The organism is Pantoea sp. At-9b (genome assembly GCF_000175935.2).
Taxonomy (GTDB): Bacteria; Pseudomonadota; Gammaproteobacteria; order Enterobacterales; family Enterobacteriaceae; genus Pantoea.
In genome coordinates this window covers 1586449-1601376 of the sequence record NC_014837.1, presented here as the reverse complement: position 1 = coordinate 1601376, position 14928 = coordinate 1586449, and the positions used below count along the sequence as shown (strand labels likewise).

Here is a 14928-nt window from a genome sequence, read left to right as displayed (position 1 = left end):
GGCCGTTTCTCCGTTCTTTAATGATTACAGGATATTAACGTGAATCCTGTCGTCAATCAGTACCTCCGCCATACCGCTGCTCTGGTACTCCGTATAGACCTTACCATCGACGGTCACGGTGCCGTTGCTGTGCCAGTTATCAATACCACCGGTCAACTGCACCAACCCATTCTCGCCGCTGACGATCAACGCGTCACCGTCTGCCCCTTCCCAGCTATCCAGCGTCTGGTTATTCACCTTCAGCGTGTTGTCGCCGTTGGACATATCGATACTGTGCGTGTCCTTCAGCGCGTCGGTCAGGGTAGCCAGATCGACGTTCTGGTGATCGCCGTCGAGTAACAACGGAATCCCGGTATCATGATGCTCTGGTTCATCAGTAGGCAGGCTGAAGCCGCGCGCCGCTGGTGAGGTGTCCTGAGCCGATTCCTGGTGGGTGTTGTAAATCACATACACCTGGCCGTTGTACTGTGGGTTAGTCAGTTCACCCGTTGTCTGATCCGTGGTGTACCCCCCTATCTGTGAAGGTGCACCCACCAGCAGATCCGGGTGACCATCGTTGTTCATATCCAGCACATCAACTGACCAACCAAACATCTGGTTTGGTACATTCCCGTAATGCACTTCACCCCAACCGTTGTTCAGTATGTCCTGAATATCGATCTGACCGTGATTTGCCTTCAAGTAATCCTGATAATCCGCTTCATGACCACCGTAGATCACATAAATCGCACCCACTACCTGGCCTTTGGCATTGACTGCCAGTGGATCAGAGACAATCAGGTCCTGCGTACCATCACCATTGAAATCATAACCACCGACGACATTCAGGCCAAAACCCTGGCCTGACGAGGCATGGTTGGTACTGATGATGCCGTACCCATAGTTGGTATCGAAGTCTTTGACATCATTGTTGATACCGATATTAAAGTTTGGCGGCAATTTGTTGCTATGCAGTACCCAAACTTTACCGTTGGCACCACCGAAGTTATCCGTAGACGAAGCGATCGCAATGTCGGTGTCCTGATCATTACTAAAGCTACCCAGGGTGGCAATGTTATGGTTGTGCGGCTGAAATTCCCTGCTGCCATCGTCCACATTTGGCTTGGCATCAAGTTCGTTCAGAAAACCAGCACCAATGTTTTGAATACGGAACAACTCTCTGGGATCAACATCCTGGATGCTGAAATCCTTCGGCAGACCATCTTCCGGAATCCGGTAGAAGTACCAGGTTCCGCGATAGCCCTGGCCATTAGTCGTTGATTCCGGGTCAGCAATTGCGAGGTACTGACCACCATCACCAAAGATATCGCCCACATTGACGATGTCAGCGCCGAAGTTATAGTTTTGGATTGATCCCTGCGCACCGGTATTGTCCTGGTGGCTGATATGACCCACTTCCATCCCTGCAGGCAGGTCTCCTCTCGGTACCCAACCACTTTGACCTCTTTCGGCTCCGGGGACACTCGTATCCTGCGTCAGGGTAATATTTCCCCAACCTGCTGTCGGATCAAAGGTGACGGTGGTGATGACGCCCGCCTCGGTGTAAGGCCCGGAGATGTCACTCATCATGAACGTCAGCGTGCCGTCGGCATTCTTAATCGACTCTACGTTAAAACCGTTATAGCGGTTCCAATAATCAGAATACAGGTGGACCAAAAAGCCCTGATCACTGTGCCCACCGGGTGCACTGGCAATGTCGTTCAGATCAAAACTGGCGGATAACGGTTCTTTAACGAAGTAAACGGCATCTTTGTAGTGTGAGGAAATGACTACCCAGCCATCATCCAGCACCCGCATGGTGTAACCCTGGAATGAATCAGATTCTGGCGTACCATTCCCGTCCAGGTCACTATTATTGGTGATAATCGTACCCATATCAGTATGTTGTGCAAATAACTTCTCGATACTGGTACTGCCATCCAATAAATAGGCAAACTCTTTCTTGATGGCGTAGATGATGCCCTGCTGTGAAGCGTTATTACTCGCATTCAGCCCCCCTTGTGGCGCACCGATGTACAGGTACTGGTCACTGACCATCATGGTATAGCCGAACATATCTCCTTCACCCTGCAGGGCTTCAGAGTAGAGTACCGCCGGTACAGTCCAGCCGCCATCTTCAGTACCGTTCAAATAACCCGGTGCTGATTCGTTATGCGCCTGATCGACCACCACGGCGCTGATGTTGTGCGCACCGGCAGCCAGCGGGTCTGTTGGCGTATAAGTCCAGGTACCGTCGGCATTGACCGGGATATTCTCGGCAATCACCACACCATTTTTGTCTTTAATAGTGACAGTGACGTTGTCCTTCGAATCGCCCTCCTGGAATGTCACCTTACCGCTAAAGGTGGGCTGTGGATCGGATGCCTGTGCGTCAGTGTTGATGGTTGTGGTGTTGGTGTTGGTGGTATCAACGGTAAAGTCAGGTACCGCGGCCTTGTCGGACGCATTACCGGCTTTATCCACCACCTCGACCTGCATCTCGTTGTAATCGCCATCCGCCAGTGCCGGCACCGGGGTACGCCAGTTACCGTCTGCATCTGCGGTGGTGCTGGCAATAACATTACCGTCTTTGTCGAGAATATTAACGGTGCAACCCGCTTCCGCCTTACCACTGATGGTTGGCGTATTGTCGTTGGTCGAACCTCCGGCAGGGACCGTAACATCGGTATTATCATTGGTAACAATGATATCCGTGGCGGCCGCAGGCGGGGTGTTATCCTGGGTATAGTTTATCGGATCGCTGGTGTTACCCACATTGCCCGCCGCATCGCTGACGGTAGCGGTAATCGAGTGATCTTTTTCACCCAGCGGTGCTTCCGGCGTGAACGTCCAGTTACCATCATCGTCAACAATAGTGGAACCCAGCACGGTATCACCGTCTTTGATCGTGATGATTTCGCCTTTCTCTGACGGTGTCACCTTGCCACTGAAGGTTGGCGTGGTGTCCTTGGTCGGATGATTTGCGTCAATCACATTGTTGTCGCTGTCTTTCGCTTCGATGGTGGTAATGCCAGTCGGCGCAGTATTATCCTGGGTGTACTCAATCGGATTACTGGTGCTACCCACGTTGCCCGCCGCATCGGTGACAGTGGCAGTGATGGAGTGATCTTTTTCCTCCAGCGGGTGCTCCGGCTTGAACGTCCAGTTACCATCGTCGTCTGCGATGGTGGAACCCAGTACCGTATCGCCATCTTTGATGATGATGATTTCCCCCTTCTCTGACGGCGTCACCTTGCCGCTGAAGGTCGGTGTGGTGTCCTTGGTCGGATTTTGCGCGTCAATCACATTGTCGTTGCTGTCTTTCGCTTCGATGGTGGTGATGCCGGTTGGCGCAGTATTATCCTGGGTATACTCAATCGGATCACTGGTGTTGCCCACGTTACCCGCGGCATCAGTGACCGTCGCGGTAATCGAGTGCGGAGCTTCCTCTAACGGATTGGTTGGGGTGAATGTCCAGTTACCATCATCGTCAGCAATCGTTGAACCCAGCACGGTATCACCATCTTTGATAATGATGATTTCGCCCTTCTCTGACGGTGTCACCTTACCGCTGAAGGTTGGTGTGGTGTCCTTGGTCGGATGATCCGCGTCAATCACGTTGCTGTCGCTGTCTTTGGCCTCGATGGTGGTGTTACCTGTCGGTGGCACGGTGTCGACAATACACGTCACACTGTTAGACGGCGGCCCTTCGGTGCCCTGGGCATCTTTCAAATTGGCCGTGAATTGGTAAGTATCATCGCCCAGCGCTTCATTATCCGGGACGGTATAGGTCCATGTACCATCGGCGCCAACGGTCGCGGAACCAATCACCGTACCGTTCTGGTCTTTGATCAGCACCGTTTCACCGGCATGATCGCCATTCACCTGGCCGCTAAAGGTCGGCGTAGTGTCTTTGGTCGGATGGCTGGCATCAATCACCTTGCTATCATCATCGGTGATCTTCAGCGTGGTGGTGCCTTCCGGCGCAACGCTGATCGGCAGACCCGAAGAGGTACTGTTACCGGCCGGATCGGTAACTGTCACACCCAGATTGTTACTACCGTCAGCCAGCGGATCGGTCGGCGTGATTTCCCAGTGACCGTCTTGGTCAGCAACGGCAGAACCAATCACATTACCCGCACCATCGGTGATGGTCACGGTACAATCAGGCTCAGCATTGCCACTAATGGTTGGTGTGCTGTCATGGGTACTGTTGGTGCCATCTTCTGGCTGACCATTCACCTGAATATTACTGGCCGCATCCGGTGGCGTGGTATCGACGGTCACATCAACCTGATGTGAGTCACCGACATTGCCGGCACGGTCCTGCAGTTCAATCGTCAGTGAATGCTGATTATCATCCAGGGGTTCGGTCGGTGTGAAGGTCCAGTCGCCATTGGCATCAATGTCGGCATATCCCAGCAGCGTGTCACCGTCTTTAATCGCCACACGATCGCCCGCTTCGGCACCGTCTACGTGGCCTTTGATCACCGGAGTTGAGTCGTTGGTGAGACCATTAGTGATGTTAGACGGGTTAGCCGGATCATTGTCGTTAATCAGTTGAATATCCGACAGTGTACCGGTTGGCGGCGTGGTATCGATAGTGATCGGCAGCTGCGACGACGTGCCATTACCCGCAGGGTCGGTGACGGTTACGCCCAGATCGTGGACATTCTCATCCAACGGCACCTCCGGGGTGATTTCCCAGTGACCGTCAGCATCGGTGACCGCAGAGCCAATCACATTCCCCGCGCCGTCGGTGATGGTTACGGTGCTGCCTGGCTCGGCATCGCCGCCAATCACCGGTTTGGTGTTATTGGTGGGGACGTTGTCCTCCGCCGGGTGACCATCTACGGTGATATTGCTGGCAGCGTCGGGTGGCGTGGTATCGATGTTCACCGCAACCTGCTGTGAATGACCCGCATTTCCGGCAGCATCCTGCAATTCAGCGGTGATCTGATGCGGACCGTCGCCCAGAGATTCAGTTGGCGTGTAGGTCCAGTCGCCATTGGCATCAATGTCGGCATAACCCAGCAGTGTGTCACCGTCTTTAATGGCTACACGATCGCCCGCTTCGGCACCGTCTACGTGGCCTTTAATCACCGGGGTGGGATCGTTGGTGAGGCCATTGGTGATGCTGGTTGGATTAGCCGGATCATTGTCGTTAATCAGTTCAATCTCAGACAGTGTACCGGTTGGCGGTGTGGTATCGATAGTGATCGGCAGCTGCGACGACGTGCCGTTACCCGCAGGGTCAGTGACGGTTACGCCCAGATCGTGGACATTCTCATCCAACGGCACCTCCGGGGTGATTTCCCAGTGACCGTCAGCATCGGTGACCGCAGAGCCAATCACATTCCCCGCGCCGTCGGTGATGGTAACGGTGCTGCCTGGCTCGGCATCGCCGCCAATCACCGGTTTGGTGTTATTGGTGGGGACGTTGTCCTCCGCCGGGTGACCATCTACGGTGATATTGCTGGCAGCATCGGGTGGTGTGGTATCGACGTTCACCGCAACCTGCTGTGAATGACCCGCATTTCCGGCAGCATCCTGCAATTCAGCGGTGATCTGATGCGGACCGTCGCCCAGAGATTCAGTTGGCGTGTAGGTCCAGTCGCCATTGGCATCAATGTCGGCATAACCCAGCAGTGTGTCACCGTCTTTAATGGCTACACGATCGCCCGCTTCGGCACCGTCTACGTGGCCTTTAATCACCGGGGTGGGATCGTTAGTAATACCATTGGTAATGGTGGTCGGGTTGGCTGGATCATTATCGTTAATCAGCTCGAGTTCTGAAATCGTACCCGTTGGTGCCGTGGTGTCGCCATTCGATGGCGTGGTATCGATGTTGATGGGTGGAATAGTTGATGACGTACTGTTACCGGCCGGATCGGTGACCGTCACACCCAGATTATTATCACCCTCATCCAGAGGTACCTCCGGGGTGACTTCCCAATGACCATCGCCATCAGTGACCGCCGACCCGATAACATTACCGTTGCCATCGGTGATGGTAATGGTGCTGCCTGGTTCAGCATCACCGCCAATCACCGGTTTGTTGTTATTGATTGGCGTGTTATCTCCCGCCGGATGACCATCTACGGTGATGTTGCCTGCGGCATCCGGTGCGGTAGTATCAATGACCAAGCCAATATGCTGTGAATCGCCAACATTACCGTTGGCATCCTGCAATTCCGCGCTGATCTGGTGCGCGCCATCACTCAGATCCTGGATCGGGGTAAATGACCAATTGCCATCTTTATCAATAAATGAATAACCCAAGACCTTGTCACCGTCCTTAATCACGACGCGATCGCCTTCATGCGCACCCGTGACTTTACCGGTAATGGTGGGTGTGCTGTCGTTAGTCATCCCATTGGTGATAACTGTCGGGTTAGCCGGATCGTTATCATTGATAAACTGGATATTGCTCAGCGTACCCGTGGGTCCAGTTGTGCCGCCGCCATTGCCGCCATCGCCTTCAGTGCCATTACCGCCGTTGTCGTCGCTTCCGCTATTGCTATTGTGATTATCAGAACCACCACCGTGGGTCGCAGCAATCACTCCGCCAGCAACCGCTGCCGCCGCAAGACCTGCGGCAGCAGCTGCCCAACCTGGCGACAAACCAAACAGGCCTGCAGCCCCTTTGTGATCGTCATCATCCTGCTTTTCAGCCGCAGCATCCGCGGTGCTCTCTGCTGCAGGTGCGGCTTCCTGTACGCTGCTTTCACCGTCGGTCAAGGCACCCACCAGTGAGGTGGCGCCGATTGAGGACCAGGTGTAACGGTGGCCTTGCTCATCGATGCCGTAAATATCCGGATGGGTTTCCTGTGCATAGTAACCCTCAATGATTACCGCAGGGCGAGTGCCATCGACAGTAAAAATTTCCAGGTTATCGCCGTGGCGCACAAACTTCAGGCTTTTAATTGAGGCGATATCTGCACCTGCCTGGATCTCAATCTGACCTTGCGGTGGCGATTGAATTGTTAATTGCGTCAAGGGCTCAACCTTGATCACAACATTATTTTCATTGGCGACGACTTTCGCTGCATTGTGCAGCGCACCGCCGGTTGACGTTGAGGATGTCATAATAATTTCCTGGTGTCGTAATTCAATAATCCATTTCAACGCGCGATATCACACGTTGAATAGAAACTCTCTCATGCGTTACCTCCTCCTGGAAGCAACCGCGGAAATAATAAATAGAAAACTAATATAAAGGTATATTTATAATCAGCTTTATCCATGAAATAATTCTGAGTAAATTATTTTTAGTAAGGTAAATATCAGCAAGAAAAATAACAACAACATGTTGATTATAATCATAATATAACATGACAAAGCCTCGTCACTCAGATGTCACGAATTAATCACGGGCATCAGAGTTCCTTCCTAATTATCATTCTACGCCTCTCTTTATGATGCGCAGGCAAACGTTATTTACATGTCAATGGCAGTAAATTTAAAGCCAAGAACAAAATTATAAAATTGAGGGAATTCTTATTCCAGAAAAGAGAATTCGCGTAACAGGAATAATACATTACTGCTAGGGTTTATTTATTCGCGCCTGACACCAGACCGATAAAAACCCCTGACATACAGCCTAATAAAACCAGGAACAAAAGAATTACCACTATCCAGGATTGGAACAACCCAATTATGAAAGAAAATATAAATCCACCTCCTTCTCAACAGTCGGAGAGAGATACTTTACTCAATGCCGTTACCTGGCTTGTTAAACACCACGGAATCTCTGCCAGTGAAGATGTACTCTATGCCGGTCTTCCACGAGGCGAACGCTTAACACCCGACATTGCCGTGCGAATGTTGGAACAGGCGGGTTTACAGGCAGGATGGATGGAACGCGACATCCTGACGCTGTCGGAGTCGCTTTACCCGCTCATTATTGCCAGCAAAACGGGCGAGTACTTTATCCTGCAAGAAAAGTGTGACGGTCAGTATGTCCTGCTGTCGCCTGCCGACGGCAATCTGCGCCATTTGTCAGCTGAGGAATTGGCGGGCACGGCTGCCGGGTTTGCGTTGCTCTCCAAAGTGAAGGTTCAGCCTGAGGCTCGCGGCGAAAAAGATATTCTGCCGGAGATTAATCAATCCGGCCATTGGCTGTTTTCGAATCTGTGGCGCTATCGTCAGTACTTCTACAGTGCCGCCCTGGCTGCGCTGCTCGCCAACATCCTGACCTTGTCGACCACCTTTTTCACCATGAACGTCTATGACCGGGTGGTGCCAACCGGTGCCTATGCCACCCTCTGGTCACTGGCTATCGGCGTATTGATCGCCATTACTTTTGAATTCACGGCGAAACAAATTCGCACCTGGCTGGTGGATTCTGCCGGTAAAAAAGCTGACCTGGTGGTGGGTTCACTGCTGTTTCGCAAAACGCTGGCCATCCGTATGGAGTGCAAACCGCGTTCGGCTGGCTCCTTTGCTAACCAGCTGCGTGAATTTGAGTCGGTGCGGGATTTCCTCTCCTCCGCGACACTGGCTACGCTGTCTGACCTTCCCTTCTGCTTGCTGTTCATCGCGATTATGTTTGCGATTGGTGGCCCGCTGGCGTTTATTCCGATGATGGCGATCCCGGTGATTATCATCGCTGGTGTGGCGATTCAGTGGCCGCTTTCGCGCTATATGAAAGAGAACATCAGCGAGATCTCGCAGAAGCAGGGACTGGTGATCGAGACCATCGTCGGCCTGGAAACCCTGAAAGCGGCGAAAGGCGAAGGCGTGATGCAAAAGCGCTGGAATGACTTTAGCGCGCTGGCGGCGGCATCTTCCATGAAAACCCGCTATCTCTCCACGCTGACCAGCAATTTTGTCAGCTATGTACAACAAATTTGTACCGTATTGATTGTGCTGTGGGGGGTGTATCTGATTCATTCCGGTGAACTGACAATGGGTTCGCTGGTCGGGATGGTCATCCTTTCAGGTCGTTCACTGTCGCCGCTGGCGGCGGTGGTTGGTTTAGCGATTCGTTATCAGCAAGCCAAAACCGCCCTGCACTCCCTCAACCAATTGATGGCGATGCCAACGGAACGTGACCAGCAGGCGAATTTTTTACCGTCACCGCCGCTGAAAGGCGCCATTGCGCTGCGCCATGTCGGCTTCCATTACCCGAAAACAGGTTTGCAGGATGCTCAAACCATTTTACATCCGCTGACACTGACTATTCGACCGGGAGAACGCGTCGCGATTTTAGGCACCATTGGCAGTGGAAAGTCGACCCTGCTCAAACTCCTCGCTCGTCTGTATCTGCCCACCCAGGGGAAGATGACGATGGACGGTCTCGACGTCAATCAGATCGATCCCGCCGACTGGCGCTCCGCCTGCGGCTATGTCTGCCAGGACAATCGACTGTTCCAGGGCACGCTACGGCAAAACATCATTATTGGTAATCCCGCGGTGAGCACTGAACGCTTTTTACAGGTGGCCGCGCTCACCGGTATTGATGCCATTGCTCGCCGCCACCCGGCAGGCTACGACATGCCCATTGGCGAAATGGGGCAAGGGCTATCGGGCGGGCAACGGCAGCAGGTTTCGTTGGCCCGCTGCTTGCTGCTTGATCCGTCGATCGTGCTGATGGACGAACCCACCAGTTCGATGGATAGCAACTCGGAAGCGCAGTTTATTGCACGCCTTAAGGACGTTATCGAGCAGAAAACCTTGGTCGTTGTGACCCATCGCATCCCGGTACTGAGCCTTGTTAACCGCATTATTGTGCTGGAAGACGGGAAAATTCTGGCCGACGGGCCGAAAGCACAAATCATGGCCAAACTTGCTCAGGCTTCTGTGGCTAAGACTCCATCACGCACCGCAGCGCCGGGTAAGGAAACAACCAATGCGTAACAATAAAGAGCCGAAGTCTCGTCTGCAGGCAGCAGATATGCCCTTTCTGGATGATTTGCAAAGCGCCATCATTTTACAGAAAACCCCTAAAAGCATGCTGGTCTTGTGGCTGCTGATCATCGTGGTGATTAGCGCACTGGTGTGGGCACATTTTGCCGTGGTTGAAGAAGTGACCAAAGGCGAGGCCAAGGTAATCCCCGCCAGCCATGAACAGACCATTGAAAGTTTCGAAGATGGCACATTGCAGGAACTGTACGTCAAAGAAGGCCAGTTGGTCGAAAAAGGGCAGCCACTGCTGCGGCTCGACTCCACCCGCTCAGAAGCCAACTACCAGGAAGAGTTATCCAAATCCTATGGTCTGCAAGGTGCCATCGCCCGCGCCCGTGCCGAAGCTTATGATTTGCCACTGGACTTCCCGGATGTGATCAAAGACTTCCACACCATCGTGCAGGATGAAACCAAAGCGTATCAAACGCGACGTAAATTGCTGGACGAGAGCATCAGCTCCCTCACGCACAACCTGCAGCTGGCAGAGAAAGAGGTAAATCTGTCGGAACCGCTGGCGAAACGCGGATTGATCTCCGATATGGAAATCCTCCGCCTGCGTCGTCAGGCGAACGATTTGCGAGTACAAATCGCTGACCGTACCAACAAGTACCGCTCCGATGCCAACAGCGAGTTAACCCGACTGGAGTCCGAATTTGCCCAAGTGGAAGCACGTCTGGTGGGACGTAAGGATGTGATCAACCACGCGCTGATTACAGCTCCGGTCAAAGGAACCATCAACAGCATCAAAAACACCACCATCGATAGCGTAATCTCACGAGGGGAGCAGATCATGTCACTGATTCCGTCGGAAGATAACCTGTTGCTGGAAACACGTATCAAACCAGCCGAAGTCGCGTTTTTACGCCCGGGCTTGCCTGCAACGGTAAAAATTTCAGCATATGACTTCGCCATTTATGGTGGGTTACACGGGGTTATCGAGAGCATCAGCCCCGATACCATTATTGATGAAACCAAAATGCGATCCGGTCGCGAGGATGCGACTTACTACCGTGTCTATGTCCGCACCCACGGCACGGATTTACATGTAAAAGATAAAAGTTTCCCCATTATTCCAGGGATGACGGCCAGCGTAGAGATTAAAACAGGTGAAAAAACCATTCTGTCTTACCTGCTCAAGCCAGTTTTAAAAGCGCGCGAAGCTTTCAGGGAGAGATAATAGTATGCGCAAGACATTGATTACGTTGGCACTGTTTGCCAGCAGCCCGGCGGTTTTCGCCGCGCAGGATGCCGCTCAGTCCGGCACCTCTGATACGATGATGCACAAAGACACCCGCTCTTTGCTGACGAAGGTGGTCAATCAGGCGCTGAATTACAGCCCGGAAATTCAAACCGCCGGGGCAGATAAGGAAGCAGCCAATTACGAGATCGATCAGGTAAAAGGCGCACGCTGGCCGCAGATTCAACTGGGCAGCACCGCGCCAATGGCTTCGTTTGGCAGCGGCAGCGAGTCGACCAATAATCGGCTCAAAGACAGTAGCTTTTCCGTTAACGTCACCACCACGATATTTGACTGGGGCAAAAATCGCGAAAATATTGGCAGCGCAACACAGCAATCACATGCTGCCACTCATCAATACGAGTTTGAAAAACAGCAAATTGCATTTAACACGCTTTGGCAGTTGATCGAGTTGAGCCGTTATCAGCAGAATCAGAAGATTACGCAGGACTACGTAAAACGTATGCGTGAATTGGTCAATATGCTGGGCGAAATTACACAAATGGATGCCGGGCGATACAGCGAGCTGGTGCAGGCGCGGGCGAAACTGCTTTCTGCAGAAACGTCCCTACAACGCATCAACGATCAGCGCAGGCAATCGGAAATCACGCTGCAACGTCTGACTGGTGAGCCGATTTCACTGCCCGAGAAGCTCGACTGGACCATGAAGCCCATTTCTACCTCGCTGGTCATGAGTCGGGTGAGTAAACATCCTTCCCTGTTGAAGGCCGAGGCGGAAGCGCAATCGGCACAGCATATGACTGCTGCGACCAAGGCGAGTGGCCTGCCACAACTCAACTGGGTGGTCTCTAAAAGTACGGCTAAAGACAACAATGGCAAAGCCGGACAGTGGTACACCGGCCTGAATGTGCAGTGGAACGCCTTCACCGGCGGCTCAGAAAAAGCAGCTATTCAGGCTTCTGCCGCACGCGCTTCAGCCAAAAAATCGCAATATGCCCAAACGCGCATGGATATGGAGTATCAGGTTCATAATCTGACGCAAAGCCGCGATGCCGCAGAAGCACAAAGCCGTGAATACCTGAAATTGAGTAAAGAGACCGAACAGGTGAGTAAAATTTACTACGAACAATGGCTACGTCTGGGGAAAAGAACACTGCTGGATGTACTGACAGCAGAAAATGATCGCTACAACAACCAGATTGCAACGGTAAATGCTCAGCATGACGTGTACAGCAATAACGTTAAGTTGGTCGCCACCGCCAGCATGATCTTTGACTGGTTTAATCTGCGTCCGCAGGCATAAACGATGGGGATTTAGGGCATACCGAGGGGGGAACGTCCCCCCCTCAACGCCATTTTCCAGGCACGGGGATGTGCCATAGTCGGTATATCTTTGCAATTTTACGCAGCACACATAATCGAAAAAATCCCTGCTAAACAAAGAGTAAAACAAGGAATCAACTACACTTACCTTGATCATCCAGGTGACTTTACGATGGTTACCGTTTCGCTGACTCGGATGTCAGGATGAGAGGGGAATTTTCAGCAGTTATCTCCCTGATACTAAGGGTTTAATCATGATTCAATCAGCCAGTGATATTCAAAAACGTAGTGATGAAAAACGTGGCATTAAACCCAAAACCTATAAGCTTCCTTTAGCCACTATCGCGCGAATTGAAATGCTTGCCAGCCAGAGGGGCATGTCGCAAGGGGCTATTATCACGGCAGCTATTGATATTTATGAGCGTTCGCTTAATCAATAACGATGTAACAGCCATGTTTTTAGTGGTGGCATGATTTATCACGCCACCACTAATGATCGAGTGTATTAGGCTAACATCGTGTGAGTTTATAACGTCCCAGTCGGCGTCATGACGGCAATTCTTTGACCAGCCGCTCACCCGCTTCGGTCAGTCTGACTTCGTAATAGCGCGTGATATCCGTAGGCATAAAGGCAAACTCAACCAGCCCCTCGCGTAGCAGCGGTGCCAGGCTGCGGCAGTTCACCTCTTTTAGTTTGCATGTTTTGTTGTCACGTCTGACTTCCAACCCTATTGCTTTATCGCCGCGCAATAAGTATTTCGTTCCTTTTCGCATGCGACGTAAGGCAATACTTTTCTCCTGCGAAATAATCATTAAGTTCTCCCGGCAAAAGTTGCTAACGGTAGTCACTCATGTTTTCCCAGCACTTCCCGCATCGGCAACGAATCATGGTTTTATGGTGATTTGTAAAGAGATTGTTGCGGTACTTTTAACAATATAGCGGGATATATCTCCATAAATAAGCCGAAAAATCATTAGGCATACTCCTGGATCTGGGGGGCGCAAGCTGCTGGCAACCACTACCGCTGCCACGCTGGCAACTGGCCGGAAGACAAAAACAAAAAAACCGCCCTTGGGCGGTCACGACATCACTGCTTATTGCTTTGATTTTATTCGGTTTGAATCGGTATTCAATATGGTGCCCGGGGCGGGACTTGAACCCGCACGACCTTACGATCGAGGGATTTTAAATCAGGTTTTCTTTTCTTATTTTTCATTCTCTTATACTGATTTTTCATAAAATTGCGCGTCATTACTACTCAATGAAATCAATCGGTTGCGTCACAAACCTTACCTTTATTATGAAGCGTTGCTCTTTGTTCCAAGGCCTACCCATACCCACCATACCCACTAAGTTACTTGCGCTTGGTGGGTATGGTGGGTATACTTCTTTCCAGTTGTTGGCATAGGAGGTGTTATTGAGTAGTAGAGACTTTATGAAGCTCCTGAAGGAGCGAGGGTGGATTTTAGACCGTATTAAAGGTAGTCATCATGTTTTTGTGAAGGATGGTAAAGACTATCACATTTCGGTTCCCCACCCTGAGAAAGACTTAGCGACTGGCACGCTAAATAAGTTGTTGAAGTTGATAGACTAATAATAAAGGAAGGGCTGGTTACCCTTCCTTGCATAACAAAATGTCATCAATTTCCAAGATGTATGTTTAATACTCACAGAGTGATTGGATGAAAGAGGTCGAAAATGAAATTTGCAGTCTATTTACACAAGGCTGATTCAGGCGGGTATTCTGGCTTCGTCCCAGATATCATTGGCTGCATCTTTGCCGGTGATACGATAGACAATGCTATCGTTGATGCTACTGAAGCAATTGATGCCCATCTTGAGTCTTTAGCCGATAGAGGAAAAACGCTTCCCGAAGCGAAAGATATATCAGCTCATCTTGATGATGAAGATTGCCAGAACGGCATCTGGGCTTATGTTGATATAGACGTAAGCAAATATGATGGCAAGGCTGTAAAGTTAAATATCACATTGCCGCAAAATCTTCTTGTACGCATTGACACATTTGTTGAAACACACAAAGAATTTAATTCAAGAAGCGGTTTTTTGGCTGATTTAGCTCGACGCGAGTTAGCTAAAGCATAATAAATAACACAACCTTGTCATCAACTATTTAAGCCCGTTGCCAGCGGGCTTTTTTTACGGAATTAATATTGCTCACTATCATGGGGTGTCAGGGGGCGGAGGTTCAAATCCTCTCGTGCCGACCAAAACTCCCAAAGAAAGTAGCCATTTACGGCTGCTTTTTTGTTGCCTGAATTTCGCAATGGTAAAACGATGGCAAAATGATGGTAAAACTCGCCTGTTTTCTGGTTCAGATTGTCGGCCTGTTATCGTCATGCACCGATACAACTCCCCCACGTCTGCACACCGACAATCGTCACCTCTTCCAGTGCTTCACCCTCAAGCGCATCACCGTCCTGGCAGATGATGTATTGGCTGCCGAATAGCCCCAATTGATATTGACCGAATGCCTCAAAGTAAATCGTGTCCCCTTCTT

Annotated in this window: 8 protein-coding genes; 6 read left to right on the top strand and 2 right to left on the bottom strand. The window is 51.2% G+C overall.

The genetic code is table 11. The features are described 5' to 3' along the window. Positions 1 to 24: 24 nt before the first annotated feature. On the bottom strand, positions 25 to 7068 hold the full coding sequence (locus PAT9B_RS07260) for an Ig-like domain-containing protein (RefSeq protein ID WP_013508603.1): 7044 nt from the start codon (positions 7066 to 7068) through the stop codon (positions 25 to 27). Between the two features lie 570 nt (positions 7069 to 7638). Here PAT9B_RS07260 and PAT9B_RS07255 point away from each other — a divergent pair. The 4 genes from PAT9B_RS07255 to PAT9B_RS07240 all read left to right on the top strand — a co-directional run bounded on the left by PAT9B_RS07255 (position 7639) and on the right by PAT9B_RS07240 (position 12849). Further along, on the top strand, positions 7639 to 9840 hold the full coding sequence (locus PAT9B_RS07255) for a type I secretion system permease/ATPase (protein ID WP_013508602.1): 2202 nt from the start codon (positions 7639 to 7641) through the stop codon (positions 9838 to 9840). Continuing rightward, the gene (locus tag PAT9B_RS07250) at positions 9833 to 11065 is read left to right on the top strand and encodes an HlyD family efflux transporter periplasmic adaptor subunit (protein ID WP_013508601.1); all 1233 of its coding nucleotides are present in this window, start codon (positions 9833 to 9835) and stop codon (positions 11063 to 11065) included. Before PAT9B_RS07255 ends, PAT9B_RS07250 begins: the two co-directional genes overlap by 8 nt. A 4-nt stretch (positions 11066 to 11069) precedes the next feature. Next, complete coding sequence (locus PAT9B_RS07245) at positions 11070 to 12389, top strand: TolC family protein (RefSeq protein ID WP_013508600.1); 1320 nt, start codon at positions 11070 to 11072, stop codon at positions 12387 to 12389. Between the two features lie 274 nt (positions 12390 to 12663). Continuing rightward, the gene (locus PAT9B_RS07240) at positions 12664 to 12849 is read left to right on the top strand and encodes a hypothetical protein (RefSeq protein WP_013508599.1); all 186 of its coding nucleotides are present in this window, start codon (positions 12664 to 12666) and stop codon (positions 12847 to 12849) included. A 106-nt stretch (positions 12850 to 12955) separates the two neighbouring features. Here the strand turns inward: PAT9B_RS07240 and PAT9B_RS07235 are convergent, their stop codons facing one another. Continuing rightward, positions 12956 to 13222, bottom strand: a complete 267-nt coding sequence (locus PAT9B_RS07235; RefSeq protein WP_013508598.1) for a hypothetical protein — start codon at positions 13220 to 13222, stop codon at positions 12956 to 12958. A 623-nt stretch (positions 13223 to 13845) separates the two neighbouring features. On the opposite strand from PAT9B_RS07235, the gene PAT9B_RS29625 reads away from it, so the two are divergent. Beyond that, on the top strand, positions 13846 to 14004 hold the full coding sequence (locus PAT9B_RS29625; RefSeq protein ID WP_223300464.1) for a type II toxin-antitoxin system HicA family toxin: 159 nt from the start codon (positions 13846 to 13848) through the stop codon (positions 14002 to 14004). A gap of 104 nt (positions 14005 to 14108) precedes the next feature. After that, positions 14109 to 14513 carry a type II toxin-antitoxin system HicB family antitoxin gene (locus PAT9B_RS07230; RefSeq protein ID WP_013508596.1) on the top strand — a complete coding sequence of 135 codons (405 nt, stop codon included), beginning with the start codon at positions 14109 to 14111 and terminating at the stop codon, positions 14511 to 14513. Positions 14514 to 14928 lie beyond the last annotated feature (415 nt).

Coding starts and splice junctions, on each gene's coding strand:
- PAT9B_RS07260 (WP_013508603.1), bottom strand. CDS start 7,068: ATGACATCCTCAACGTCAACCGGCGGTGCGCTGCACAATGCAGCGAAA.
- PAT9B_RS07250 (WP_013508601.1), top strand. CDS start 9,833: ATGCGTAACAATAAAGAGCCGAAGTCTCGTCTGCAGGCAGCAGATATG.
- PAT9B_RS29625 (WP_223300464.1), top strand. CDS start 13,846: ATGAAGCTCCTGAAGGAGCGAGGGTGGATTTTAGACCGTATTAAAGGT.
- PAT9B_RS07235 (WP_013508598.1), bottom strand. CDS start 13,222: ATGATTATTTCGCAGGAGAAAAGTATTGCCTTACGTCGCATGCGAAAA.
- PAT9B_RS07240 (WP_013508599.1), top strand. CDS start 12,664: ATGATTCAATCAGCCAGTGATATTCAAAAACGTAGTGATGAAAAACGT.
- PAT9B_RS07255 (WP_013508602.1), top strand. CDS start 7,639: ATGAAAGAAAATATAAATCCACCTCCTTCTCAACAGTCGGAGAGAGAT.
- PAT9B_RS07230 (WP_013508596.1), top strand. CDS start 14,109: ATGAAATTTGCAGTCTATTTACACAAGGCTGATTCAGGCGGGTATTCT.
- PAT9B_RS07245 (WP_013508600.1), top strand. CDS start 11,070: ATGCGCAAGACATTGATTACGTTGGCACTGTTTGCCAGCAGCCCGGCG.